This window comes from Kitasatospora sp. NPDC127035 (assembly GCF_042726075.1).
Taxonomy (GTDB): Bacteria; Actinomycetota; Actinomycetes; order Streptomycetales; family Streptomycetaceae; genus Kitasatospora.
In genome coordinates, this window is the sequence record NZ_JBHXDN010000027.1 from 74,833 (window position 1) to 99,466 (window position 24,634).

The following is a 24,634-nucleotide window of genomic DNA, read 5'->3' on the forward strand; positions in this document are numbered from 1 at the left end:
ACCGGACACCCGCCAGGGGTATCCGTCGCTCGATGCGCATTCAGCGGTCCTTGTTGGTCGGTGCGGGAACGGGCCCCTGCGGTGTGCGGCCGGCGCATGCGAGTGGCACGGTCCGATGGCAGGCGAATCACCGGTCCCGCCCGGCGCTCGGGCCGCGCGCGGGCCCGGCGTGCGCCTGATGCTACGCCGTTCAGGTGACGGGCCGACGCTCGCCCCCGCCGCTGCGTGCAGCGCCCCGGCCGACCTCCGCCCGGGTCGACCTCCGCCGGGCGCCGCACGCGGCGGGCGGGCGTTCAGCCGGCGACAGGACGGGCCCGAACCCAGATCCGGTCCTCGGTGAGGTAGGACTCGACGGCCAGCCCGGCCTCGGCGAGGGCCCCCTCGAACTGCGCCGTGTCGAGCGGCCGGGAGAGGAAGGTCTGGGTCCACCGCGCGTCCGGGAACTCGTACTCGACGTGGACGGAGGCGACGCCGTCCCCGACCGGGGTGGCCGAGGCCACCCGCACCAGCCCGTCCGGGGGGAGCGGCCGCTCGCGGGGCACGTCGCGCTGCCAGTCCTCGCCCTCGCGCTGGAGCAGCACGCAGCCGTCCGCCGCGACGTGCCGCCGGCAGGTGTCCAGCAGTCCGCGGCGGACCGCCGGGTCGCCGGCGTGCACCAGGAACGACGCGAGCAGGACGACGTCGAACCGCTCGTCGAGGTCCAGCCGCTCGATCGTGCTGCGGACGGTCCGCGCTCCGTGCACCCGGGCCAGCATCTCGGCCGACTCGTCCACCGCCGTCACCCGGTACCCGAGGTCCAGCAGCGGATGCGTCATCCTGCCCGCGCCGCAGCCGAGTTCGAGGATGCTCGCGCCGGCCGGAACGGCGCTCCCGATCACCTCCGGCTCGCCGTTGGGCAGCAGTCGCCCGTACATCTCGACCGCGCAGCCGTCCGGCGTGATCGCCCCCGGGCCGGTCCCGTCGTATCCCGTGCGTCGTTCGTCAGCCATGCGATCCATCCGAACACGATCGGGCGGGGGCGGGAAGAGGGCGGGCCGATCCATGGTTGTCCTATACCCCTAGGGGGTATACATTCACCGGCGGAACCGGGAACGCAGAGCGACCGAGCACAGCGGAGGACGACATGACAGACCCCGCCCGACACGAGCATCCGCAGCACGTGGACCACGGGCACCACGGGCACCGCGACGGCCACCGGGTCGGCGAAGGCCGCCCGGGTCACACTGGAGAGATGGGCCACTCGGCACCTGCCGGCCACACGGGTCACGCGGGGCACGCGGGTCACGCGCACGGCGCCGGTGGCGCGAGCTGGCGGACCGCCGCCCGGGCCACCCTGCACTGCCTCACCGGTTGTGCGATCGGCGAGGTCCTCGGCATGGTGATCGGCACCGCGCTCGGCCTGCACAACGGCGCGACCGTGGCGCTCTCGGTCGCGCTGGCCTTCGTCTTCGGCTACGCGCTCACCATGCGCGGCGTGCTCGGGGCGGGCCTCGACGTCCGCGCCGCGGTGAAGGTCGCGCTGGCCGCCGACACCGTGTCGATCCTCGTCATGGAGCTGATCGACAACACCGTGATGATGACCGTCCCGGGTGCGATGGACGCGGGCCTCGGCGACGTCCTGTTCTGGCTCGCACTGGCCGGTGCGCTGCTCCTCGCCTTCGTGCTGACCGTCCCGGTCAACAAGTGGATGATCGGCCGGGGCCGTGGCCATGCGGTGGTCCACGCCCACCACGGGCACTGACGTGCGCCGACGGCGCTGACGGCGCTGCCGACGCCGCCCGGTCGAACGGCCGCGGCCCGAACCTCCTCCCGGGAGCAGGTGCGGGCCGCGGCCGTTCCGCGCGGTCGGCGGTCGGCGGTCGGCGGTCGGCGGTCGGCGCCGGGTCGGTCAGTGGGCCCGGTCGAGCTCCGCGAGGGTGGCGTGCAGCCAGTCCAGTTCGGCCGCGGTGGTGGCACGGGCGATCAGCAGCATCCCTCGGCGGAACGGGTCGTCGACCTCCTCGGCGCCGACCGGGCGGGTGCCGTCGTAGAAGAAGCTGGCCGGCTCGCCGAGGAAGGCCAGGCGGCGGCGGAGCACCGCGGCCTGCGCCGCCGGTTCGGCGTCGAGGTGGCGCAGGAACGCCAGGGTGGCGAACCAGCGGTTCTCGTCGCTGATGTCCAGCTCCTCCGGGGTGCGGAGCCGGTCGAGCAGGGCGGCCCGCCCGGCGTCGGTCAGCCGGAGCGTGTGCCGCGGGGCGGCCGCCGCGCCGGGCTCCGCGGTGCGTACGAGCAGGCCGTCGGCCTCCAGTCGCTTGATCGCCGGATAGAGCGTGCCGTCGCTGATCGGCCGCACGTGCCCGGTGAGGGCCGCCAGGTGCCGGCGCAGTTCGTAACCGTGCAGCGGCCGGTCGTGGAGGAACCCCAGGATCGCGAGTTTGAGCATGGGGCCACTCTCTCAGACACGGGCGCGGATATATCGGTGTCGCTATACCTCGACTCCGAGGTATGGTCTGTCTCGTCACGCCACAGAACCGAGCGAGGAGCACGATCGTGCGCGAAGCCACCGTCACCCCGAACGGCGACCGGATCCGCTGGGTCGAGGTCCCCGGCGCCGAACCCGCCCGCCTCTACCTGCACGGCCTCGGCTCCAGCTCGCCCGTCTACTTCGCCGCGGCGGCGGCCCACCCGCTGCTCACCGGCCGCCGCTCGCTCCTGCTCGACCTGCTCGGCTTCGGGATCAGCGACCGGCCCACCGACTTCGCGTACACGATGGAGGAGCACGCCGACGCGGTCGCCACGGCGGTCCGGGCGGCGGGCCTGACCCGGGTCGAGGTGGTCGGCCACAGCATGGGCGGCGCGGTCGCCGTGGTGCTGGCCCACCGGCACCCCGGGCTGGTCGCCAGCCTCGTCCTGGTCGACGCCGCCATCGACCCGGCCGCTCCCGTGCGGGGCCCCGGCAGCAGCGGCCTCGCCAGCTTCACCGAGGAGGAGTTCCTGGCCGGCGGCCACGAGCAGGTGGCCGAGTGGGCGGGCCCGTTCTGGTGGGCGACCATGCGGCTGGCCGGCCCCGAGGCGCTCCACCGCAGCGCCGTCCACCGCTCCCGGGGCACCGTCCCGACCGTCCGCGAGCTGCTGGTCGGACTCGATCTGCCGCGCACCTTCCTCCACCCGGCCGAGGACGGCGCCTACCCCGGAGCGGATCGACTCCGCGAGGCCGGGGTGGTGCTCGCGGCCGTCCCGGACTGCGGGCACAACATCATGCTCGATAATCCGGAGGGGTTCGCGGCCGTCGCCGCGGCCGGGCTGGCGCGCCGCACCTGAGCGCCCGGCCGTCCTCCGACCGAGGGAGTCGTCCGACATGGTGATCCGCGTCCCCGAGGCCCTGACCGCCTCGCTCGACGGTTTCCTCGGGGAGCCCGGCCGCAGCTGGGCGGCCGGGCTCCCCGCCCTCGCCGACGAGCTCATGGACCGCTGGTCGCTCCGCCCCGACGGGCCGGTCGCGCACGGTGCGGTCGGCCTCGTCCTCCCGGTCCGCCGCGCCGACGGCACCCGCGCCGCACTCAAGCTCCAGCCCGTGGACGAGGAGACGGCCGGCGAGCCCGTCGCCCTCCGCGCCTGGGGCGGGCGGGGCGCCGTCCGGCTGCTCGACCACGACCCGACGACCGGCTCGATGCTGCTGGAGCGCCTCGACCCGGCCCGCTCGTTGAGCGCCGAGCCCGACCACCTGGTCGCCGTCGGCGAGATCGCCGCACTGCTCGCTGAGCTGACGATCCATCAGGCGCCGCACGGCATGCGCACCCTGGCGGACGTCACCGACGCGATGCTGGCCGACGTCCCGGAGGCGCTCGCCGGACTCGCCGACCCGGCCGACCGCCGGTTGCTCGCCGACTGCGCCGCCGCCGTCCGCGAGGTCAGGTCCGAGCCCGGCGACCGGTTGCTCCACTGGGACCTCCACTACGACAACGTGCTCGCCCCGCCCGGGCCGGACGGCCGCGCGGCCTGGCTCGCCATCGACCCCAAGCCGCTCGCCGGCGATCCCGGCTTCGAGCTGCTCCCCGCCCTCGGGAACCGCTGGACCGACCTCACCGCCACCGGCGACCTGCCGCGTGCGCTGCGCCGCCGCTTCGACCTGATGACGGACCGCCTCGCGCTCGACCGCCCGCGCGCCGTCGGCTGGACGCTCGGCCGGGTCCTCCAGAACGTCCTGTGGGACGTCGAGGACGGCGAGGACGTCGTCGCCCCGGTCCAGCGGGCCGTCGCCGAGACGCTGTTGGCCCGGTAGTCCGGCAGCCCGGAAGGTCGGTGCCTCGGGACGCCGGACGGGCCGACCCGCCCTACCGCCGCGCGGGTCCGCCGGTCAGGCGGGCCGTGCGCTGCGGAACGAGTGCCGGTAGCTGGCGGGCGGGACCCCGACGACCCGCTTGAACTGACGCCGGAGCGTCGTCGCCGTGCCCATGCCGGTGGCGATGGCGATCGCCTCGACGCTCTCGTCGGTGGACTCCAACAACTCCTGTGCGCGGCGGACGCGTTGGGTCAGCAGCCACTGGATCGGGCTCTGTCCGAGTACGGACCGGAACTGCCGTCCGAGGTGGCGCGGGCTGGTGTTCGCCCGGCGGGCGAGGTCGGTCACCGTCAGCGGCTGGTCCAGCCGCTGCTGCACCCAGGCGAGCAGCTGGGAGAGCGTGTGGTCGCCCGAGGACTGGACCGGCGTGGCCACGAACTGGGCCTGGCCGCCGGGGCGGTGCGGCGGCATGACGAGGCGGCGGGCGACGGAGTTGGCGATCGCGGCGCCGTGGTCGAGGTGCACCAGGTGCAGGCAGAGGTCCACGGCGGCGGCCTTGCCGGCGGCCGTCAGTACGCTGCCGTTGTCCGTGTAGAGCACGTCCGGGTCAACCACCGCCAGCGGGTGACGGGCGCTCAACTCCGCGGCGTGTGCCCAGTGGGTGGTGGCGCGCCGGCCGTCCAGCAGGCCCGCGGCGCCGAGCACGAACGCCCCGGTGCACAGGGACGCGACCCGGGCGCCCGCCGCGTGGGCGGCGCGGACGGCCTCGACGACCTCGGCGGGTGGCGGCTCGTCGACGTCGGCGCACGCGGGCACGATCACCGTGTCGGCCTCGGCCAGCCGCTCCAGCCCGTGGTCGGGTTCGACCAGGAACGGGCCGACCCGCAGCGGGCCCGGCCCGCAGAGCAGGACGTCGTACCAGGCGTCCGCGGCCTCGCGCGGGGGATTGCCGAAGATCTCGTAGGCCACCGCGAGTTCGAAGTGCAGCAGGTGACCGGCGGCCAGCAGTGCGACAGTCGGCATGTCCGAAAGTGTACGGGCGATGTCGTTCCGGACCCTCACGCTCCGGACCTGCCGACGGTGAGACTTGGTCGGTCAGCACGTCGAGAGCGGGGGGAACCATGGGTACAGCGGGTGCGGTAGTGGTCTACGGGGCGACCGGGCACACCGGGCGCTTCGTCGTCGCCGAGCTGCGGAGGCGCGGTCTCACCACCGTCGCCTCCGGCCGGGACGCGGCCCGGCTGGAGGAACTCGCCGCCGAGTGGGGCGACGTGGCGGTGCGCCCGGCGACCGTCGACGACGCCGGCTCGCTGGACCGGGCGCTCGCGGGTGCGGCGGCGGTCGTCAACTGCGCCGGACCGTTCGCCGTGACGGCGGGCCCGTTGGTCGAGGCGGCGCTGCGCGCGGGGATCCCGTACGTCGACGTGGCGGCGGAGATCGAGGCGAACGTCCAGACGTTCGCCGAACACGCGGACGCGGCCCGGGAGGCGGGCGTCGCCGTGGTGCCGGCGATGGCGTTCTACGGCGGGCTGGGTGATCTGCTGGCGACCGCGGCGATGGGCGAGTGGACGACGGCGGACGCGGCGCACGTCGCGTACGGGCTGAACAGCTGGCACCCCACGCCGGGCACCCGGGTGGCCGGCCAGGTCTCCCACCAGCGGCGCGCCGGCCGCCGGGTGCGGTTCGCGGAGGGCGAGCTCCGGTACCACGACGACGAGGTGGTGGAGCAGGACTGGGACTTCCCGGCGCCGCTGGGCGAGCGACGGGTGATCGCCGAGTTCACCATGGCCGACGTCGTGACCCTGCCCAGCCACCTGGCGGTGCCGGAGGTCCGCACCTACATGACCGTCGAGGCCGCGAGGGACCTGGCGGCGGAGGCCACCCCGGCGCCTGAGGCGGTCGACGCCCTGGGACGGTCGGACCAGACCTTCGTCGTGGACGTCGTCGTCGCCGCGGGCGGCGTCGAGCGCCGCGCCACGGCACGCGGCCAGGACATCTACGCGATCACGGCGCCCCTGGCGGTGGAGGCCGTCCGGAGGATCCTCGCCGGGGAGACGCGGACGACGGGCGTGGCCTCGGCCGGTGCGATGTTCGACGCGGCGGACTTCCTCCGGGCCCTGAGCCCGTACCTGGCGGTCGAGCTCCCGCACTGACCGGCCACCCGGCCACCCGGCCACCTCACCCGGCCACGCCTACGGCCACCCGGCCACGGCCACGCGTTCCGCAGCGCCGGGCCGCCGCGCCGACCGGCCCGGCCGGGACCGGGCGCTACCGCCCCCGGTCCCGGCGCCCCCGGACCACCGTGAAGCGGACCGGGGTGCCGGGCCGGGCCTGGGCGGCGGCGGCCAGATCGGCGGGCGGGACGACACCGACGACCGGGTACCCGCCGGTGGTCGGATGGTCGGCCAGGAAGACCACCGGGCAGCCGTCGGGCGGGACCTGTACGGCGCCCAGCACCATGCCCTCGCTCGCCAGTTCGTCGTCCCGCGCCCGGCGGACCGGCGGGCCCTCGGTCCGCAGCGCGATCCGGTTGCTGGCCGGGGCCACCCGGTAGGGGGCGCCGGCGAGCCGTGTCAGGGCCTGCGGGTCGAACCAGTCCGCGCGCGGGCCGGGCCTCAGCCGCAGCACCAGCGCGTCCGGCGGCGCGGGCAGCGGGACCAGCTCGGGCGCCGGCCGGTACGGCGGAGGCGGGCCGACCGGCAGCCGGTCGCCGGCGGCCAGCGGAGCCGGCCCTAGCCCGGACAGCAGGTCGGCCGACCGGCTGCCGAGGACCGGCGGGACGGCGATCCCGCCCGCCACCGCCAGGTAGGCGCGCACGCCGTGGGTCGCGGCGCCGACCTCGACCACCGCCCCGGCGGGTACGGCGACCGGCGCGCCCCAGGCGGCGGCCCGGCCGTCCACCCGGACCGGCGACGGTGCGCCGGTGACCGCGAGGACCAGCGGCCGGAGCGCGCGCAGCGCGACGCCGCCGAGCGTGGTCTCCAGGGCCGCAGCGCCGGGCTCGTTGCCGGCCAGCCGGTTGGCCGCGCGCAGCGCGGGCTCGTCCAGCGCGCCCGCCCGGGGCACGCCGAGGTGGGCGACACCGCGCCGTCCGAGGTCCTGCACCGTGGTGAGCGGTCCGGGCCGGAGCACCAGCAGCCCGTCGGCCGGGGTCACGCCGCACCGCCGGGGCGTCCGGCCCGGGCGCCGCGGCCACCGCTCGCCGGTGCCGCGCCGCCCGCCTCCGCGCCGCCGTGGGCGGTCGGCAGGCCGGGTCCGTCCGCCGGCGGGGTGAACAGACCGGGTCCGCCCGTCAGCGGGGTGAAGCGGACCCGCACCCCCGGCGCGAGGAGCGCCGCCGGCTCGCGGGCGGTGTCCCACAGCGGCAGCGGGGTGCGTCCGAGGAGCTGCCAGCCGCCGGGGGAGGAACGCGGGTAGACCCCGCTGTAGGGGCCGGCCAGGGCGACCGAGCCGGCCGGGACGGCGCTGCGCGGGGTGGCGCGGCGCGGTACCCCGTACCGGGGCGGCAGGCCGGTGAGGTAGCCGAAACCGGGGGCGAAGCCGCAGAACGCGACGACGTACTCGGGTTCGGTGTGGATCCGGACGGCGGCCTCCGGGGAGACGCCCCAGAGCGCGGCGACCTCGGCGAGGTCCTCGCCGTCGTACACGGTCGGCACCTCCACCAGCGGGCCGGTCGCGGTGTCGGCGGCCGTCGGGCGCGCGCTTCGCAGCAGGGCCGCCAGCGCGGGGACGTCGGCCACGCCGTCCAGCAGGACGGTCCGCGCGGCGGGGACGATCTCCTCGACCTCGGGCAGCTCGCCGGCGGCCTGCCGTTCGCGCAGCCACGCGTAGAGGGCGGTGGCACCGGCGGGGTCGGCCGGTTCGGCCAGCAGCGCCCGGTTGCCGACCGGACGGACCGCGATCGGCCGGTGTGCGGCCGGACCTCCCCCGTCGGGCACGGCCGCGGTCACGCGAAGGGCTCCACCCGGACGCCCGCGGAGGCGAGCGCGCCGCGGATGCGCCAGGCCAGCTGGGCAGCGCCGGGGGTGTCGCCGTGGACGCAGAGGGAGCGGGCCTCGACGGTGATCGGCTCGCCGCCGACGGCGTCCACCGAACCGTCCCGGGCGATGCCGACCGCGCGGGTGATCACCGTCGCGGGGTCGTGCACCACGGCGTCCGGCTCGCGGCGCGGGACGAGCGTGCCGGCCCAGGTGTAGGCGCGGTCGGCGAAGGCCTCGGCGACGACCGGCAGGCCGACGCCCTCGGCGACCGCCAGCAGCCGGGAGCCCGGCAGGCCGAGGACGGGCAGCGGGCCGTCGCAGACGGCCCCGGCCCGAAGGATGCCGGCGACCACGGCCTCGGCCTGTTCGGAGTCGGCGACCACCCGGTTGTAGAGGGCGCCGTGCGGCTTGACGTAGGAGACCCGGGAGCCGGCCGCGCGGGCGAAGACCTGGAGGGCGCCGATCTGGTAGGCGATCTCGTCGGCCAGTTCGTCGGGCGGGACGTCCATGGCGCGGCGGCCGAAGCCGGCGAGGTCGCGGTAGGAGACCTGGGCGCCGATCCGTACGCCGCGCTCGGCGGCCAGGGAGCAGACCCGGCGCATGGTGGACGGGTCACCGGCGTGGAAGCCGCAGGCGACGTTGGCGCTGGTGACGACGGAGAGCAGGGCCTCGTCGTCGGTCAGCGTCCAGCGTCCGAACCCCTCACCGAGGTCCGCATTGAGATCGATCACCGCGTCGGCCACGCCCGTCCCGCCTCCCAGCAGCTGTTGAGCCAGATGGTAGGGCCTGCGGGTGAGGGCAGGGTGACGCCCGCCCGGTCAGCCCACTGCCGGGGCCGGTCGGCTCTCCGCCCGCTCGACGAGGGGCCGCAGCGCGCGCAGCACGACCAGCAGCGGCACCACGCCCACGACCCCGAACGACATGTCGACAAGGCTCCAGTACGGGGGGATGCCGCGGAGCGGTCCGCAGACCAGGGCGAGGGGGATGATCCCGGCGCAGGCGAGGACCGCCCGACGGATCACCCAGACGTTGCGCACCGGGTCCTTCAGCGGGCCCAGGAAGGCCGCCGCGATCACCAGGTGGGCGAAGGCCGGCCCGTCGGTGCCGTAGGCGAGGAAGGGGTGGCGGGCGTTGGTCTCGGCGACGCCGTCGCGGACCTTCTCGATCCACTCCAGCAGGGCGGGGAACCGGTCGGTGACGGGGGCGCCGGGGCCGGCGGCCAGGTCGGCGAGCCACCGGGTCTCGCTCTCCAGGGGGAAGGCGGTCAGTCCGCTCGGCACCAGGCAGACCACGAAGACCCGCAGCCACCGCCGGACCCGTCGCAGGGCCGCCCGTTCGGCTGCGGTCCCAGCGTCTCCGGTCGCGTCGCTCATGGCGGAAACCCCCGTGTCGAGGCGGCAGGCCGGGCGGTTCCCGTCTGCACGGAAGTGACTCCAGACCTCGAATTGAACGTGTTCAACTCACCGGCGGGCCCGCCCGGAGCGCCGCCCACGGGCCCTGGTCGAGGGAGCTCCGCCCCCTCCCCCCGGGCCCGGAACCGCCGCCGAACGCAGCGGGGCCCGGCACCGCCGCGGGTGCCGGGCCCCGTCGGGGGTGCCGTCGTCAGGGCGTGTAGGTGAACCGGCCCGCGGTGACGGGCGCGCTCGTCCCGCCGGCCGTCGTCACCGTCACGTCGACCACGCCGGAGCCCGCCGGGGCGGTCGCCGAGCAGAGCGCCGGGCCGCAGGAGTAGCGGGTGGCCGGCACTCCGCCGAAGCGCACCGTGCCATTGGCCAGGCCGGCGCCCTGCACGTAGATCTGGGTGCCGCCGGCGGCCGGTCCGGTGCTGGTGGTCAGGCCGGTGACCGCCGGTGCGGCCGGCGCCGGCGGAGCGGCGCCGGTGTAGTCGAACGTGGTGGCCGCGGTCGCGGAGCCGCCGGGGGTGACCACGGTGACCGGCACGCTGCCCGAGCCGCCGGGCGCGGTCACGGCGCAGCCCGTCGCGGTGCAGCTGCCGGCCGCGACCGAGTCGCCGAACAGGACGAAGCCGTTGTCCAGGCCGGTCCCGGTCAGCGTGACGGGGGTGCCGCCGGTGCCCGGGCCGGTCGTGGTGCCGAGGGCGGCCACCGCGGGGGCGGCCTGGGTGGCCGGGGCCTGCGGGCCGCTGCCGAGCAGGTAGGAGGAGACGTTGTCCGACGGGTCGGCGTCGTTCCGGTTCGCGGCCGTCACCTTGATCGTCCCGGACGGCCTGGTGCCGTGGGAGGCGACGGTCACCTTCATGAACTCGCTGCGCCCCGGCGCGCGGTTCCCGGTGAAGTAGGCGTCGAGCCGGCGGCCGTCGGGCGAGACCGTCTGGGTGAAGGTGTAGTCCTGGAAGGAGGTGATCGTCGCGCCGTCGGTGGTCAGGCCGGGCGGCAGTTCGACGGTGAGGTGGGTGACGCCGGTGAGGTCGGCGGTGCCGGTGGACTTCCAGGTCACCGAGATGTTGGTGTGGTCGACCGGGAAGATCGGGTAGTTCCCGGCCTGCGTCACGGTCACGTTCTGGCCGGTGACCGCCGCCTTGGCGGCGGTGCCGGTGGTGGTCGCGGCGGTGGACACGGCGGCGCCGGTGGTGAGGGCGGCCACGGCGAGGGCGGCGGCGAGGCCGCCTCGTACCAGTCTGGTGATCATATGAGAAATCATGGCGGGGGCGGTTCGTTCGTGGGGCCGTTTCTCGAAAGCGGGTTCTATTCGCCCCCGGCTCGTCGGGAGCCGTTCTCCTCGCCGTTCCCTCCCCGGTGCCGCGCGCTCCCGTCCCGCACCGCCGTCCCGCACGTCCGCCCCGGCCGGTGGGCCGGCGGGACGTCCGTAAGGTCCGTTTCGGTCGATGTCGGCGCCTACCTCTAGTCTTGTCCACCGTGACCGTCATCGCTGACCAGCCCACCGAGCACGGCTCCCGGCCGCCCGCCGGGCCCGCCGTCGCCGCCGCGCGGCCCGCGCCCGGCCCCGCCGCCGACGAGGGCCTCGCCCGCCGGCTCAAGGCACTGGCCTGCACCGCGCCGCTGCACGACCTGGACAGCCGCAAGGTCATGCTCGCCGGCGAGTACGGCGGCTACGCGATGGCCGAGGTCGGGCTCGCCGCGATCGACCTGGTCACCCTCAACATGGACTTCGACACCGGGGCCGACCGCGAGATAGTGCTGGCCCGGCTGCTGCCCCGGGTCGCCGCCCAGGCACCCGCCCGGTCCGCCGCCGAGCACCAGCGCGTCGGCCGGTGGGTGCTGGAGTCGCTGATCAACGTCGGCAGCGTCGACCGCGGCTTCCGCGCCGTCTACGGCACCTTCGACGCCGAGGGCGCGTACGTCCGCCGCGACTACGACTTCAAGCTGATCGAGGAGGTCCCGGGCCCCGACGGCGGCGTCTACCTGCGGACCACCGACGAGGCGGTCAACGTCCTCGTCGGCGCGCTCGACACGGACGTCACCTCCGCCCAGATCGCCGCCGAGGTCAAGCTGGAGGTGCTGATCCGGCGCGGCCGCCTGGCCGACGCCCAGCTCGCCGCCGAGCAGGCCCGCTACCGCACGGTCCAGTACGCCGAGACGCTGCGCCGCGCCCTCGACGCCACCCGCCGCAACGTCCGCGCGGTCGACTGGATGCAGGCCGTCCCCGACCTCATCGACGAGGCCCTCGACCACATCGCCGACCGCTACCGGCACGAGAACGCGATTCTCACCAACATCCGCAAGGCCCGGGACGAGGCCGAGGACCAGGAGCACAAGCGCCGCGCCGCCGAGCTGGTCGACATCGTCAAGGACTGCATCCGCCGCCACACCCAGCTGCAGACCAGGCTGCTGGAGGCCGGGCCGCTGTTCCGCGCCGAACAGGACCGGCAGGCCTTCTCCGCCCCGCGCGCCCGCAGCGGCATCGACCTCTACGGGCAGCTGCTCGCCCCCGTGCTCCGGCTGCCGATAGAGCAGGCCGTCGGTCCCACCGGCGCGTTCTTCGCCCGCGGTACCGGTCTGCGCACCCCGGTCTCGGTCCGGGTCGCCGACCTGGTCGACCTGCTGCTCACCCCGCCGGTCGAGCGCGAGCACCTGGGCGCCGAGATGCCCGACCCGGACCTCGTCGCCACCCCGGACGACAGCCGGTTCTCCGAGGCCCAGCTGGAGGCCGCGCTGGAGCTGCTCGACCTGCCGGCCGACGCGCCCCGGCGGCTCTCCGGCCTGCTCGCCGAGGCCCGCGCGCAGGATCCGGAACTCCCCTACCTGGTCGCCCTGCTGGCCGTGCACGCGGCCAGCCCGCCGGTCGGCACCGCCTACCGGCAGGGGGAGGAGCGGCTGCTCTTCGCGGTCGACGACGGGACGGTGCTGCACGACCGGGAGTTCGGCGGCGCCGACCTCGTGGTCGGCAGCGCCCTGCTCGACGCGGCCGGCATGGCGGCCGACCGCAAGGAAGCCGGCTGATCCGCATGCCGACGCGCCACCGGACCACCCACCGGACGCCCACCCGCCGGACGCCTACCTGCCGGCCGACCGGACACCGGCCCCCCGCCGGGCCGGAAGCCCGCCCGGAAGCCGGGCCGGAAACCGGCCCGGTCGGACACCCCGCCGCCCGCCGGACCACCCGCCCGGCCGGCCGGCAGACCCCCCGAACCCCCAGCAACGCCCCCGAGGAGCACCGCCCGTGACGACCCACCACGACACGTCCTGGGCGCCCGAGACCGAGCCCGCCGCGCCCTCGCCGATCACCCCGGCCGACGTGGCCGACGCCGCCCGGCTGGTCTCCTTCGGCCTCCAGGCCAAGCTGCTCCCGGCCCGCGACGCCGAGTACACCGAACTGGTCCGCCGCTACCGCGAGGACCCGGCCTTCGCCCGCCTCGCCGACGCCGTCGCCACCGGCATGGGCCTGGTCGTCCTGGAGGTCTCGCCGCGCGCCGGCATGGCCGTCGCCGCCGCCGAGGAGTCCGTCTTCGCCGTCCGGATGGGCGACTACTCCCGGCGTGCCGCCTCCGAGTCCACCGACCGCTTCCTGCACGGCCTGGCCCACCTCGCCGTCGCCGCGATGGCCTTCCCCCGGCCCGAGGACCTCGCCGACGACGGCTACCTCGGCCGGATCACCGTCAACGGCGTCGACGCCTTCGTCCGCCAGGCCTGCCGCCGCCTGGAGGAACAGGCCACCGTGGACGGCGCCAACACCGACCCGCACAGCGACGCCCCCGGCCTGGAGGCCGCCTGGCGGGTCTGGGCCCGGCGCACCGCCACCGGCGCCACCAAGGACGCGCGCCGGCTGTCCGGCTCCACCATCGGCATCGTCGCCAAGGCCGTGCTGTTCCTGGTCGACTCCGGCTTCCTGCAGAAGGTCGCGGACGACGCCGGCGGCACCTACCGCACCACCGCCCGCTACCAGCTCCAGGTCCGCGACCTGGCCGGCAGCGCCGCGATGGCCGAACTGCTCGACCTCGGCGTCGTCCCGGTCTCCGACGGCACGGCCACCCTGCTGCCCCCGGACACCGGTGACGAGCTGGTCGCCGACGCCGGCCTCCCGTTCCACTCCCTCTGACACCCCCCACCCCCCGCCCGCTCCTCCGGCATCCGCCCCGACCCCTGTCGTCCGAACCAGCCCCCCATCCACCCGTCTCCTGGAGAACCGCCGCACATGTACGAGCTCAACCGGGTCCGCCTCTACTCGATCGGACCGGCCGGCGCCCGCTACGCCGACACGGTGCTCGACCTGCGCGGCGTGGGTGAGCCCGTCGCCGATCCGGCCCCCCAGCAGATCGGCCTGTTCGGCGAGGAGCCCGACGGTCCGGTCCGCCGCCCGGCGCCCGCCGGCGTGCTCTTCCTGGAGAACGGCGGCGGCAAGTCCGTCCTGCTCAAGCTGATCTTCTCGGTCATGCTCCCCGGTCACCGCAACACCCTCGGCGGCGCCAGCTCCGGCGTGCTCCGCAAGTTCCTGCTCGCCGACGACTGCGGCCACGTCGCCCTGGAGTGGCAGCACACCGTCACCGGCGAGCCGATCGTGGTCGGCAAGGTCAGCGAGTGGCGCGGACGCCAGGTCTCCTCGGACCCGCGCAAGTTCGCCGAGACCTGGTACTCCTTCCGCCCCGGCCCCGGCCTCACCCTGGACTCCCTCCCGGTCTCCGAGCGGGTCAGCCTGGCCGGCGACCAGAAGGCCCGTGGCCGCCGCCGCACCATGAAGGGGTTCCGCGACGCCCTCACCGAGGCAGGCAAGGCCCACCCGCACCTCGACCTGGTCTTCGAGGACGGCCACGACCGCTGGACCGAGCACCTCGGTGAACTCGGCCTCGACCCCGAACTCTTCCGCTACCAGCGCGAGATGAACGCCGACGAGGGCGAGGCGGCCGGCCTCTTCGCGGTCAAGCAGGACAAGGACTTCACCGACCTGCTGCTGCGCGCCGTCACCGACACCCGGGACACCGACGGCCTCGCCGACCTGGTCCACGGCTTCGCCGCCAAACTCGGCCTGCGTTCCGAACTCACCGCCGAACGCGACTTCACCGCCGGTTCGCTGGAGCTGCTGGAGCGCATCGCCGAGTCCACCACCGCCCGCGAGTCCGTCCGCGAGGCCCACCGCACGGCCGAGCGCCGCACCCGTCGGCTCGCCCACGCCCTGAGTTCCCGGGCCGCCGCCGAACGCGACCGCGCCCACGACCTGGCCGTGGAGGTGGCCGCCGCCGAGGGCGCCGTCACCGCCGCCGAGACCGACCGCACCCGGCACACCCTGATCGCCGCCGAACTCACCCACCGGCACGCCACGCTCGCCCTGGCCGCCGCCACCGCCGAGGCCGCCGCGCTGCGCCGCGAGCTCACCGACGCCCGCACCCTGCACTCCGCCTGGCAGGCCGCCGAGACGGTGCTCCGCCAGCGCGCCGCAGCCGACCGGGTGGCGCGGGTCGCCGCCGCGATCCGTGAGGCGGAGCTGGACGCCGCCCCCGCGCTGGCCGCCCGGGCCCGCGCCGCCACCGCGCTGGCCCGCGTCCTGGAGAGCGCCGCCGCCGCCGCCGAGCTGCGCGCCGACACCGAGGAGGAGCGCGCCGCCGAACTCCAGGCCGACGGCGCCAAGTCCCAGACCGACGCCACCGAGGCCGCCACCGCCGCGCAGAAGGCCCGCAGCGAGGCCGACCACCTGCGCCAGCGGCTCGCCGAGGTCGAGCGGGAGACCGAGGCCGCCGTCGAGGCCGGCTGGATCGACCCCGACACCGCGGAGCCGGACCCGGCCCGCGCCGCCCTGCACGCCGCCGACGTCGAGAAGTCCGCCGGCGACGCCCTCGCCCGGGCCCGTACCGCCGCCGAGGCCGCCGCCGCCCGGCTGCGCGAGGCCGCCGCCGCCACCGGCCGCGCCGAACTCGCCGACGCCCGCGCCACCGACGCCCGCAAGGCCGCCGTCCGGGCGCTCGCCACCGAGCAGCGCACCGCCGCCCTGCTCGCCACCGAGCCCCGCCTCGCCGATCTGCTCTCGCTCACGCCCGCTCCCACCGACTGGCACGAGGAGGGGACGGGAGCCGAGGAGGACGCCGGCTTCCTCACCCCCGCCGTCCTCGACCGCAACGCCGAGTACCTGCGCGAACTCCTCGACGAGACCATCGCCGCCGCCGAGCGCACCCTTTTCGACCTGCGCACCGCCGCCGCCGACGACTCCCGGATCCTCGCCGCCCTCGGCGACGGCGGCCTGCTGCCGCCCGGCCCGGACGTCCTGGCCACCGTCGAGTACCTCGCCGAGCACGGCATCCCCGCGCTGCCCGGCTGGCGCTACCTCGCCCAGTCCGTCGACCCGGCCGACCACGAGGCGATCCTCGCCGCCCGCCCCGAACTCGTCGACGGCGTCGTCATCACCGACCCCCACTCGCTCGACCGGGCCCGCGAGGCCCTGCAGTCCGCCGCGCTGCTGCCCCGCTCGACCGTCGCCGTCGGCGCCGCCGCCGCGCTGATCGCCCCGATCACCGACGAGCCGGCCTTCTTCCTGGTCCCGCCGAACCCGGCCATGCACGACGAGTCCGCCGCCGACGACGAGCGCCGCGAGCTGCGCGCCCGCGCCACCGCCCGCGAGGAGCACATCCGCGAACTCGCCGGCCGCCTCGGCGGCGACCGCGCGCTGGCCGCCCGGCTCGCCTCCTGGCACGCCAGCTGCCCGCCCGGCACCCTCGCCGAACTGGCCGCCGCCGCCGAGGCCGCCCGCGAGCACGCCGAGCACGCCGCCGCGGCCCTGGCCACCCTGCGGGCCGAGCACGACGAGGCCGAGACCGACCACGCCACCGCCGCCGTCGCCCACGAGGAGCACCGGGAGGCCGCCCAGCAGGCCCGGCGCCGCGCCGACGCCCTCTCCGGCCTCGCCTTCCGCCTGCGCGAGCGGGCCAACTGGAGCCGCCGCCAGCGCGAACTCGCCGAGGACGCCGCCGAGTGCGACCGCCGTCAGGCCGTCTGCGCCGAACGCGCCCGCACCTGCGACGAGGACCGGCGCGCCGCCCAGCGCGCCGCCGACGACGCCCGCCGGACCGCCCGCACCCTGCGGGCCGAACGCGCCGAGATCCCCGCCGCCGAGCAGGACGACGAGCCCGTCGAGGCGACGTCCGTCGCGCTCCCCGCACTCCGCGAGGCCTACCGGGCCGCGTCCCAGCTGTACGAGAAGGTCGGCGTCGGCGCCGACCTGCGCGCCGAGCAGGCCCGCGCCGAGGGCGACGAGGCCGCCGCCGCGACCGAGCTCGACCGCCTCACCAACAAGGTCCGCACCCGCGCCGAGGAACTGCTGGGCAGCCCCGACGGCGCCGACGGCCCGGCCCGTCAGGCCGCCGCCGCCCGGGCCGAGGAGCTGGTCGCCACCATCGAGACCCGCGCCGCCGTCGCCAGCGAGCAGCTCGGCCGGCTCCGCGGTGACGCCGAACGCTCCGCCCCCGTCGACGGCGAGGCGCACACCGAGCTGCCCGAGGATCTGGTCCCCGCCGACCCCGAGCACGCCCAGGTCCTGCTGCGGACCGCCACCGGCCGGCTCGCCGACCGCCGCGAGGCCCTGGACACCGCCCGCACCGTGCACGCCGACCTCCGGCGCACCTCCGACGCCGCCCAGGCCGCCGCCGCCGACTTCGACGAGCACGCCGGTCAGCTCCGCGACGGCCTGCGCGAGCACCAGGACGACGCGGACCGGCCGGTCGAGCCCTACCTGGGCTCGATCGTCGACGCCCGCGCCGCCGCCGCCGAGGCCCGCCGTGCCCTGCGCACCGCCGCCGGCGAGCTCTCCTCCGCCGAACTCGCCGTACGCGACGCCTCGGACACGCTGGTCCGGCACGCCAACGCGGCCCGCTTCGAGGCCGTCCGCACCCCGGCCCGCCAGCAGATCCGCGAACTGCCCGCCTCCGCCCTGCCCGACCACGCCGCCGCCTGGGCCGTCGCCTTCGCCCCCCGGCTGCGCGTGCTCACCGACGAACTCGCCCAGCTGGAGCGCAACCGAGGCTCGATCGTCGACCGCCTGCGCGGCCTGGTGGAGTCCTCGCTCACCACCCTGCGCGCCGCCCAGCGGCTCTCCCGGCTGCCCGAGGGCCTGGGGGAGTGGTCCGGCCAGGAGTTCCTCCGGATCCGCTTCGAGGACCCGGACCACGCCACCCTGGTCGAGCGGCTCGGCGAGGTCATCGACGAGGCCACCCGCGCCGCCGTCCGGAAGAACAGCGACCTGCGTCGCGACGGCATGTCCCTGCTGCTGCGCGGCGTCGCCGCCGCGATCGGCCCGCGAGGGGTCTCCGTCGAGATCCTCAAGCCCGACGCGGTGCTGCGGGCCGAACGGGTCGGCGTCGGCCAGATGTCCGACGTCTTCTCCGGCGGCCAGCTGCTCACCGCCGCCATCGCGCTGTACTGCACGATGGCCGCGCTGCGCGCCAACGACCGGGGCCAGTCCCAGCTGCGGCACGCCGGCACCCTGTTCCTCGACAACCCGATCGGCCGGGCCAACGCCACCTACCTGCTGGAGCTCCAGCGCGCCGTGGCCGACGCGCTCGGCGTCCAGCTGATCTACACCACCGGGTTGTTCGACACCACGGCGCTCGCCGAGTTCCCGCTGGTCATCCGGCTGCGCAACGACGCCGACCTGCGGGCGGGGCTGAAGTACATCTCGGTGGAGGAACACCTGCGGCCCGGCCTGCCGGCGCCGCAGGACCCGGACGGCCCGGCCGTCCACGGCGAGATCACCGCCACCCGGATGTTCAAGCGGCCGGCGGAGGCACCGGCCTCCTCGTGACCGTCGTACGGTGGGGCGCATGTTGACGATCGTTCACTTCAGCGACACCCACCTGGGCCAGGACCACCACGGGGACGGCGGTGCGCGGGCGCGGGGGCGGGCCGAGCGGGTGATGGCGTACCTCGACGCCCTGCCCGGCGCGCCGGACGCCGTCCTGGTCACCGGCGACCTCGCGGACCACGGCCTGCCCGCCGAGTACCGCGAGGTCGCCGAGGCGCTGGTCTCCCGCCACCCGGTGCTGTTCTGTCCCGGCAACCACGACATACGCGGGCCCTACCGGGAGGTGCTGCTCGGCGAGGGGCCCGCCGACGGCCCGGTCAACCGGCTGCACCGGCTGCCCGGCGCCGACGTGCTGATGCTGGACTCCTCCGTCCCGGGCCGGCACGACGGCCTGCTCGACGAGGAGACCCTCGGCTGGCTGGACCGCACGCTGGCCGAGGGGACGCCGGACCGCCCCGCGCTGGTGGCCTTCCACCACCCGCCGGTGGTGCTGCACCTGCCGTACGTGGACCCGATCCGGCAGTTCGGCGAGGAGCGGCTCGCCGAGGTGCTGGGCCGCCACCCCCGGGTCAGGGCGCTGCTCTGCGGTCACGCCCACACCGCGGCGGCCACCACCTTCGCCGGACTGCCGCTGCTGGTCGCGCCGGGCGTGGTCTCCACCGTCGCGCTGCCCTGCGAGGGCGGGGCCGAGATCACCTACGACCAGCCGCCGATGGTCGCCTTCCACGTGCTGGACGACACCGGACGGCTCACCACCCACTACCGGGTGGTCACCTCCGGCTGACGCGGCCCGTGGCTTGCCGGCGGGTGCGGGGGCGGGTACGCCGGCGGGTACGTCGCGGCGCGTGCCTGCGGCCGCGGCTGGCCGGCCGGCGGGGGAGCGGTTCCCGGCGGCCCCGGTCGCGGCGCCGGTCGTGGCCCCGCCGGAGCCCGGCTGCCGGCCATCGGCGAGGCGGAGTCCGGCCCGCGCATCCGCTGCGCGGCGACCTGACGCGAGATCAGGATCTCCAGGAGGCACCACATCGTGCCGAACACCCCGAGCCCCATCGCCATCAGGGCCGGTGTCATCAACCAGCTGTCGGCGTAGGAGGACAGCGCCGCGAGGACGATGCCGACCAGGGTGAAGGCGAGACAGAGCACCGCCCGGACGACGGTGGTCCGCACCTCGTCGGGCAGACGGCGGCGACGGCGTGCGGATGACATCGGGCGACCCCCAGGCGCGGTCACGGCGGCGTACGCGGGCGGACACGGGTGGAACCGGTCGGGGCGGGCAGGGTTCCGGAGTGACCGGCGGCCGGGAGCGCGCCCCTCTGCACCACTCTGCCCTGTCGTACCCGGACTATGCGCACGAATCCCCCGAACTGACACCAAATCGTGTGATCAGGGCCGGAGCGGCCGAAACCTCCGGGCGCTCAGCCCAGTTGACGACCGAGCTCCTCCAGCGCGCCCGTCACGATCGTCCGCATCGCCCGCTCGGCGTGTTCGGCGTCCCCCGCGCAGACCGCCTCCGCGACCTCGCGGTGCAGCCGGATCGCGTACGGCTCGGGCTGATGGGGCATCAGATGGTACTCGGTCCGGCCGGTGAGCACCGCCCCCACGGTGTCACCGAGGTGCGCGAACATCTCGTTGCGGGAGGCGCGCAGCACGGTGGCGTGGAAGTCGATGTCGTGCTGGAGGAAGGCGGCCAGGTCGGCGGCGCGCGCGGTCACCGTCAACTCGACGGCCAGGGAGCTGAGTCGGCGCCGCTCGTCGTCGGTGGCGTGGTGGGCGGCGAGGGCCGCCGCGGCCGGCTCCACGGCCAGCCGGAGCGAGCCGAGCGAGCGCAGCTGCGCGGGGCGGTCGGCGCCCGCCAGCCGCCAGCGGATCACCAGCGGATCGAAGACGTCCCAGTCCGACTTGGGCTGCACGGTGATCCCGACCCGGCGGCGGGAGGCCACCATGCGCATCCCCTCCAGGATCCGCACCGACTCGCGGACCACCGTCCGCGACACCCCGAACCGCTCCTCCAGCTCCTCGGCCCGCAGCACCGCGCCCTCGGGAACCTCCCCGGACGCGATGGCCGGCCCCAGCTCCGCGAGCAGTCGGCCGGGCAGCCCCTGGATCTCCATCCGCCCAGCCTAGACGCCCGCCCCCGGCCCGCACCCCCCGACCTGCACCCGGGGCCCTGACCTGCACCCGGGGCCCTGACCTGCGCCCCGGGTCCGGCCCGCGCCCCCGGTCCGGCTCGCGCCCCCGAACCCCGCGGTGCGCCCCGGCCGGGAACAAAAGTATGACGATTTGATTTCCGGCACTTGAATACGTCATATCTTTGAGAAACAGTGGCGGCCAGGCAACGAAGGAGCACCACCCATGGCTCTCAGCGTCGAGAACCACGACACCCCCGCAGCACCCCTCACGGTCGTCGTGATGGGCGTCTCGGGCGTCGGCAAGACCACCCTGGCCCGTCTGCTGGCCGACCGCCTCGGCCTCCCCTTCGCCGAGGCGGACGACTTCCACCCGCCCGCCAACATCGCCAAGATGTCGGCCGGCACCCCGCTGGACGACCGGGACCGGGCCCCCTGGCTGCGCGCCGTCGGCGCCTGGCTCAAGGAGCGCACCGAGGCCGGCACCGGCGGTGTGGTCACCTGCTCGGCGCTGAAGCACGGCTATCGCGACACCCTCCGCGAGGCCTGCCCGGACGCCTGGTTCCTGCACCTCAGCGGCGGTCACGAGCTGGTCGGGGACCGGCTCGCCCACCGCACCGGCCACTTCATGCCGACGTCGCTGCTCGACTCGCAGTACGCGGCCCTGGAACCCCTCGGTCCGGACGAGCGGGGCGCCGCCCTGGACGTCGGCCCGTCCCCCGAAGACCTCGTCGAGAAGGCCGTGGCGCTGCTGCGGCCCGTCAATGGAGACCTCGCGTGACCACCCTCCTCGCGGCCGCCGCACCGGCCCTGCCGCACACCGACAGCGACCTCAGGCTGTTGATCGCGGTGCTGCTCAGCATCGGCGCCATCGTGCTGCTGATCACCAGGTTCAAGCTGCACCCGTTCCTGGCCCTCACCCTCGGCTCGGGGCTGCTGGCGGCCGTCGCGGGCGCGCCGTTCGACAAGCTGCTCGGCAGCTTCTCCACGGGCTTCGGCGCCACCGTGGCGGGCGTCGGGCTGCTGATCGGCCTGGGCGCGATGCTCGGCAAGCTGCTCGCCGACTCGGGCGGGGCGAACATCATCGCCGACACCGTGCTGGCCCGCTCCGGCCCGAAGGCGCTGCCCTGGGCCATGGCGCTGATCGCGGCCGTGCTCGGTCTGCCGCTCTTCTTCGAGGTCGGTGTCGTCCTGCTGATCCCGATCGTGCTGCTGGTGGCGCGCCGGGGCAACGTCCCGCTGATGCGGATCGGCATCCCGGCCCTGGCCGGCCTCTCGGTCCTGCACGGCCTGGTGCCGCCGCACCCGGGCCCGCTGGTCGCCGTCGACGCGCTGAAGGCCGACCTCGGCATCACCCTGGCCCTCGGCCTGCTGATCGCCGTTCCGACGCTGATCGTCGCCGGCCCGCTGTTCGCGCGGGTCGCCGAGCGCTGGGTCGGCCCGCTGGAGATCCCGGAGAACACCGCCCCGGAGGGAGCCGTCGAACGGCCGGAGCGCACGCCGTCCTTCGGCGCCGTCCTGGCGACCATCCTGCTGCCGGTGGTGCTGATGCTCGGCAAGGCGCTGGCCGACGTCGTGGTCGACGACCCGAAGGCGCTGCCGCAGCGGGTGTTCGACTTCATCGGCTCGCCTCTGATCGCCCTGCTCGCCGCGACCCTGCTCGGCATGGTCACCCTCGGCCGGGCGGCCGGTTTCGACCGCGACCGGATCTCCGACACGGTCGGCAGGTCGCTCGGCCCGATCGCCGGCATCGTCTTCATCGTCGGTGCGGGCGGCGGCTTCAAGCAGACCCTGATCGACGTGGGCGTCGGCGACGCGGTGAGCGAGTGGTCGGCCAGGTGGCACATCTCGGCGCTGCTGCTCGGCTGGCTGATCGCCGTCCTGATCCGGCTCGCGACCGGCTCCGCGACGGTGGCCACCATCACCGCGGCCGGCATCGTCGCCCCGCTGGCCGCCGACATGTCCTCGACCCACGCGGCCCTGCTGGTCCTGGCGATCGGCGCCGGCTCGCTCTTCTTCTCGCACGTCAACGACGCCGGCTTCTGGCTGGTGAAGGAGTACTTCGGGATGAGCGTCGGCCAGACCCTGAAGTCCTGGTCGGTGATGGAGACGGTGATCTCGGTCGTCGCGATCGTGCTGATCATGCCGCTCAGCCTGATCATCTAGCCCCGGTAGCGGTACCCCGGGACGGCGGACGGACGGTCCGCGGAAACGACGGACGGGCGGGCGCTCCCCAGGGGGAGCGCCCGCCCGTCACGTTCGGGAGGTCACTTCAGCAGCGGCACGACGGAGGGCGGGCACCCCCAGCCCTGGGGTGCCCGCCCGGCACGGCTGCGCCGTGGCGCTACTTGCCCTGGCGCTTGCCCAGGAACGCCTCGACCTCGGTGCGGATCTCCGGGGTGTCCAGGCCGCGGACGGTCATCGTGGTGCGGCGGCGCAGCACGTCGTCCACGGTGTACGCCCACTCGCTGTCGGCCGCGTAGGCGACCTGTGCCCAGACGTCCGGCCCGTCCTCGTGGATCGGCCGGCCGAGCTCCGGGTTCTCGTCGATCATGCGGGCGATCTCGAAGGAGAGCGTGCCGTAGTGGCTCGCCAGGTGCTTGGCGACCAGCGGCTCCATCCGGGAGCCCGGCTCGCGGTCGATCAGCAGACGGTGCGCGACGGCGTTCGGCGCGCCGACGCCCGGCAGCGGGACGGTCGGGGCGATCGGGGACATGTCCTCGCCGAGGGAGGTGCCGGGCACGTGCGCCAGCTTCTCCAGCACCGTCCGGCCGATGTGCCGGTAGGTGGTCCACTTGCCGCCGGCGACCGACAGCATGCCGCCCCTGCCCTCGGTGACGACCGTCTCGCGCTTCGCCGCGGCGGTGTCGCCCGGGCCGCCGGGCAGCACCCGCAGGCCGGCGAAGGAGTAGGTGATCAGGTCGCGGTCGAGGTGCTCGTCGCGGATGGCGTGCGCGGCCTCGCCCATGATCTGGTCGATGTCCGCCTCGGTGGCCCGGACGTCCTGCGGGTCGCCCATGTACTCCTCGTCGGTGGTGCCGAGCAGGACGTGGTCCTCCCACGGGATGGCGAAGGAGACGCGGTACTTGTCGATCGGGATGGTCAGCGCGGCACGCCACGGGGCGCGGCGCTTGACGACGACGTGGGCGCCCTTGGAGAGGCGGATCGACGGCGCGGCGCCGACGTCCTCCATCTTTCGCAGGTGGTCCACCCACGGGCCGGTGGCGTTGAGCACCAGGCGGGCGTCGACGCCGAACTCGGTGCCGTCCAGGCGGTCCCGCAGCTCGGCGCCGGTGACCCGGCTGCCGGTGAAGCGCAGGCCGGTGACCTCGGCGTGGTTCAGCACGACCGCGCCGGCGTCGACGGCGGCGCGCACCGTCATCACCGCGACGCGCGAGTCGTTCATCTGGTGGTCGCCGTAGACGGCGACCGAGCGCAGGCCCTCGCTGCGCAGCGCGGGCACCTGCTGGGCGGCGTGCGCGGCGGTGGAGACCCGGCCCATGCCGTCGCGGAAGGCGGAGAGCGCGGAGTACAGGAAGACGCCGGCGCCGAGCTTGGGCGCGCTGTGCGGGCCGCCCTTGTAGACCGGCACGAAGAAGGTCAGCGGGTTGACCAGGTGCGGGGCGACGTCGGTGGCGAGCGCGCGGCGCTCCTTGTGGTTCTCGGCGACCAGCTTGACCGCGCCGGTCTGCAGGTAGCGCAGACCGCCGTGGACCAGCTTGGAGGAGGCGCTGGAGGTGGCGCCCGCGAAGTCGCCGGCGTCGACCATGGCGACCTTCAGACCGGCCTGGGAGGCCGTCCAGGCGACGGCGGTGCCGAGGATGCCGCCCCCGATCACCAGCAGGTCGTAGGTGGCCTTGCCCAGCAGCTCGCGGGTCTCGGCACGGGATGCGGTGTGGCCGGCGGAGCGCTCGGCGCCCAGGGTCGGGATGGTTGCCATGGTGTGTGTACGGCGCGCGGGTCGGGCTGCGCCGTTACTCCTCTCGGTGTGCGTACGGCCCCTGGGGAGAGGCCGGGTCGGCCCGGTGCGGCGGGCCGGTGAAACGGGAGCGGGCCGGCCGGGGCTGCTG

The 24,634-nt window shown here is 75.6% G+C and carries 21 protein-coding genes; 10 read left to right on the forward strand and 11 right to left on the reverse strand.

Features of this window, described 5'->3' with window-relative positions; genetic code table 11:
• Window positions 1-293: 293 nt before the first annotated feature.
• Window positions 294-989 (reverse strand): class I SAM-dependent methyltransferase, encoded by a 696-nt coding sequence (locus tag ACFWIC_RS20075; protein ID WP_380519604.1) that lies wholly within the window; start codon window positions 987-989, stop codon window positions 294-296.
• Between the two features lie 242 nt (window positions 990-1,231).
• On the opposite strand from ACFWIC_RS20075, the gene ACFWIC_RS20080 reads away from it, so the two are divergent.
• On the forward strand, window positions 1,232-1,741 hold the full coding sequence (locus ACFWIC_RS20080) for a DUF4396 domain-containing protein (RefSeq protein ID WP_380519605.1): 510 nt from the start codon (window positions 1,232-1,234) through the stop codon (window positions 1,739-1,741).
• Window positions 1,742-1,888: 147 nt separating this feature from the next.
• On the opposite strand, the gene ACFWIC_RS20085 is transcribed toward ACFWIC_RS20080, so the two are convergent.
• Window positions 1,889-2,422 (reverse strand): PadR family transcriptional regulator, encoded by a 534-nt coding sequence (locus ACFWIC_RS20085; RefSeq protein WP_329949266.1) that lies wholly within the window; start codon window positions 2,420-2,422, stop codon window positions 1,889-1,891.
• 107 nt (window positions 2,423-2,529) lie between these two features.
• Between ACFWIC_RS20085 and ACFWIC_RS20090 the strand changes: the two genes are divergently transcribed.
• Together ACFWIC_RS20090 and ACFWIC_RS20095 are read left to right on the forward strand one after the other, a co-directional pair.
• Complete coding sequence (locus ACFWIC_RS20090) at window positions 2,530-3,300, forward strand: alpha/beta fold hydrolase (protein ID WP_380359096.1); 771 nt, start codon at window positions 2,530-2,532, stop codon at window positions 3,298-3,300.
• A 37-nt stretch (window positions 3,301-3,337) separates the two neighbouring features.
• Complete coding sequence (locus ACFWIC_RS20095) at window positions 3,338-4,261, forward strand: aminoglycoside phosphotransferase family protein (RefSeq protein ID WP_380519606.1); 924 nt, start codon at window positions 3,338-3,340, stop codon at window positions 4,259-4,261.
• 75 nt (window positions 4,262-4,336) lie between these two features.
• Here the strand turns inward: ACFWIC_RS20095 and ACFWIC_RS20100 are convergent, their stop codons facing one another.
• Window positions 4,337-5,284, reverse strand: a complete 948-nt coding sequence (locus ACFWIC_RS20100) for a helix-turn-helix domain-containing protein (protein ID WP_380519607.1) — start codon at window positions 5,282-5,284, stop codon at window positions 4,337-4,339.
• A 98-nt stretch (window positions 5,285-5,382) separates the two neighbouring features.
• Here ACFWIC_RS20100 and ACFWIC_RS20105 point away from each other — a divergent pair, with 98 nt between their 5' ends.
• Window positions 5,383-6,414, forward strand: a complete 1,032-nt coding sequence (locus tag ACFWIC_RS20105) for a saccharopine dehydrogenase family protein (RefSeq protein ID WP_380519608.1) — start codon at window positions 5,383-5,385, stop codon at window positions 6,412-6,414.
• A gap of 115 nt (window positions 6,415-6,529) precedes the next feature.
• Here ACFWIC_RS20105 and ACFWIC_RS20110 read toward each other — a convergent pair whose 3' ends face one another.
• From ACFWIC_RS20110 to ACFWIC_RS20130, 5 genes are all read right to left on the reverse strand, one after another.
• Complete coding sequence (locus tag ACFWIC_RS20110) at window positions 6,530-7,417, reverse strand: biotin-dependent carboxyltransferase family protein (RefSeq protein WP_380519609.1); 888 nt, start codon at window positions 7,415-7,417, stop codon at window positions 6,530-6,532.
• Window positions 7,414-8,199 carry a 5-oxoprolinase subunit PxpB gene (pxpB, locus tag ACFWIC_RS20115; RefSeq protein WP_380359106.1) on the reverse strand — a complete coding sequence of 262 codons (786 nt, stop codon included), beginning with the start codon at window positions 8,197-8,199 and terminating at the stop codon, window positions 7,414-7,416. The genes ACFWIC_RS20110 and pxpB overlap by 4 nt, the downstream gene beginning before the upstream one ends.
• Before the next feature lie 8 nt (window positions 8,200-8,207).
• Window positions 8,208-8,984: a 5-oxoprolinase subunit PxpA gene (locus ACFWIC_RS20120; protein ID WP_329885223.1), complete on the reverse strand. Its 777-nt coding sequence runs from the start codon at window positions 8,982-8,984 to the stop codon at window positions 8,208-8,210.
• A gap of 75 nt (window positions 8,985-9,059) precedes the next feature.
• Window positions 9,060-9,614, reverse strand: a complete 555-nt coding sequence (locus ACFWIC_RS20125; protein WP_380519610.1) for a hypothetical protein — start codon at window positions 9,612-9,614, stop codon at window positions 9,060-9,062.
• A gap of 229 nt (window positions 9,615-9,843) precedes the next feature.
• Window positions 9,844-10,890, reverse strand: a complete 1,047-nt coding sequence (locus tag ACFWIC_RS20130; protein WP_355402944.1) for an IPT/TIG domain-containing protein — start codon at window positions 10,888-10,890, stop codon at window positions 9,844-9,846.
• A 227-nt stretch (window positions 10,891-11,117) separates the two neighbouring features.
• Here ACFWIC_RS20130 and ACFWIC_RS20135 point away from each other — a divergent pair, with 227 nt between their 5' ends.
• The 4 genes from ACFWIC_RS20135 (at window position 11,118) to ACFWIC_RS20150 (ending at window position 19,225) form a co-directional block, all read left to right on the forward strand.
• Window positions 11,118-12,662, forward strand: a complete 1,545-nt coding sequence (locus ACFWIC_RS20135) for a hypothetical protein (RefSeq protein ID WP_380359077.1) — start codon at window positions 11,118-11,120, stop codon at window positions 12,660-12,662.
• A gap of 220 nt (window positions 12,663-12,882) precedes the next feature.
• Window positions 12,883-13,758 (forward strand): hypothetical protein, encoded by an 876-nt coding sequence (locus ACFWIC_RS20140; RefSeq protein ID WP_380519611.1) that lies wholly within the window; start codon window positions 12,883-12,885, stop codon window positions 13,756-13,758.
• A gap of 96 nt (window positions 13,759-13,854) precedes the next feature.
• The gene (locus ACFWIC_RS20145) at window positions 13,855-18,441 is read left to right on the forward strand and encodes a hypothetical protein (protein ID WP_380519612.1); all 4,587 of its coding nucleotides are present in this window, start codon (window positions 13,855-13,857) and stop codon (window positions 18,439-18,441) included.
• Between the two features lie 19 nt (window positions 18,442-18,460).
• Window positions 18,461-19,225 (forward strand): metallophosphoesterase, encoded by a 765-nt coding sequence (locus ACFWIC_RS20150; protein WP_380519613.1) that lies wholly within the window; start codon window positions 18,461-18,463, stop codon window positions 19,223-19,225.
• Here ACFWIC_RS20150 and ACFWIC_RS20155 read toward each other — a convergent pair.
• Both ACFWIC_RS20155 and ACFWIC_RS20160 read right to left on the reverse strand, forming a co-directional pair.
• Window positions 19,201-19,644, reverse strand: coding sequence for a hypothetical protein (locus ACFWIC_RS20155; protein WP_380359068.1), 444 nt, complete (start codon window positions 19,642-19,644; stop codon window positions 19,201-19,203). The two genes, ACFWIC_RS20150 and ACFWIC_RS20155, sit on opposite strands and share 25 nt — an antisense overlap.
• A 209-nt stretch (window positions 19,645-19,853) precedes the next feature.
• Complete coding sequence (locus ACFWIC_RS20160; RefSeq protein ID WP_329885216.1) at window positions 19,854-20,549, reverse strand: FCD domain-containing protein; 696 nt, start codon at window positions 20,547-20,549, stop codon at window positions 19,854-19,856.
• A gap of 241 nt (window positions 20,550-20,790) precedes the next feature.
• On the opposite strand from ACFWIC_RS20160, the gene ACFWIC_RS20165 reads away from it, so the two are divergent.
• Together ACFWIC_RS20165 and ACFWIC_RS20170 are read left to right on the forward strand one after the other, a co-directional pair.
• Complete coding sequence (locus ACFWIC_RS20165) at window positions 20,791-21,345, forward strand: gluconokinase (protein ID WP_329949256.1); 555 nt, start codon at window positions 20,791-20,793, stop codon at window positions 21,343-21,345.
• On the forward strand, window positions 21,342-22,730 hold the full coding sequence (locus tag ACFWIC_RS20170) for a gluconate:H+ symporter (RefSeq protein WP_380519614.1): 1,389 nt from the start codon (window positions 21,342-21,344) through the stop codon (window positions 22,728-22,730). Before ACFWIC_RS20165 ends, ACFWIC_RS20170 begins: the two co-directional genes overlap by 4 nt.
• A gap of 178 nt (window positions 22,731-22,908) precedes the next feature.
• On the opposite strand, the gene ACFWIC_RS20175 is transcribed toward ACFWIC_RS20170, so the two are convergent.
• The gene (locus ACFWIC_RS20175) at window positions 22,909-24,504 is read right to left on the reverse strand and encodes an FAD-dependent oxidoreductase (RefSeq protein ID WP_380519615.1); all 1,596 of its coding nucleotides are present in this window, start codon (window positions 24,502-24,504) and stop codon (window positions 22,909-22,911) included.
• Between the last annotated feature and the right edge of the window lie 130 nt (window positions 24,505-24,634).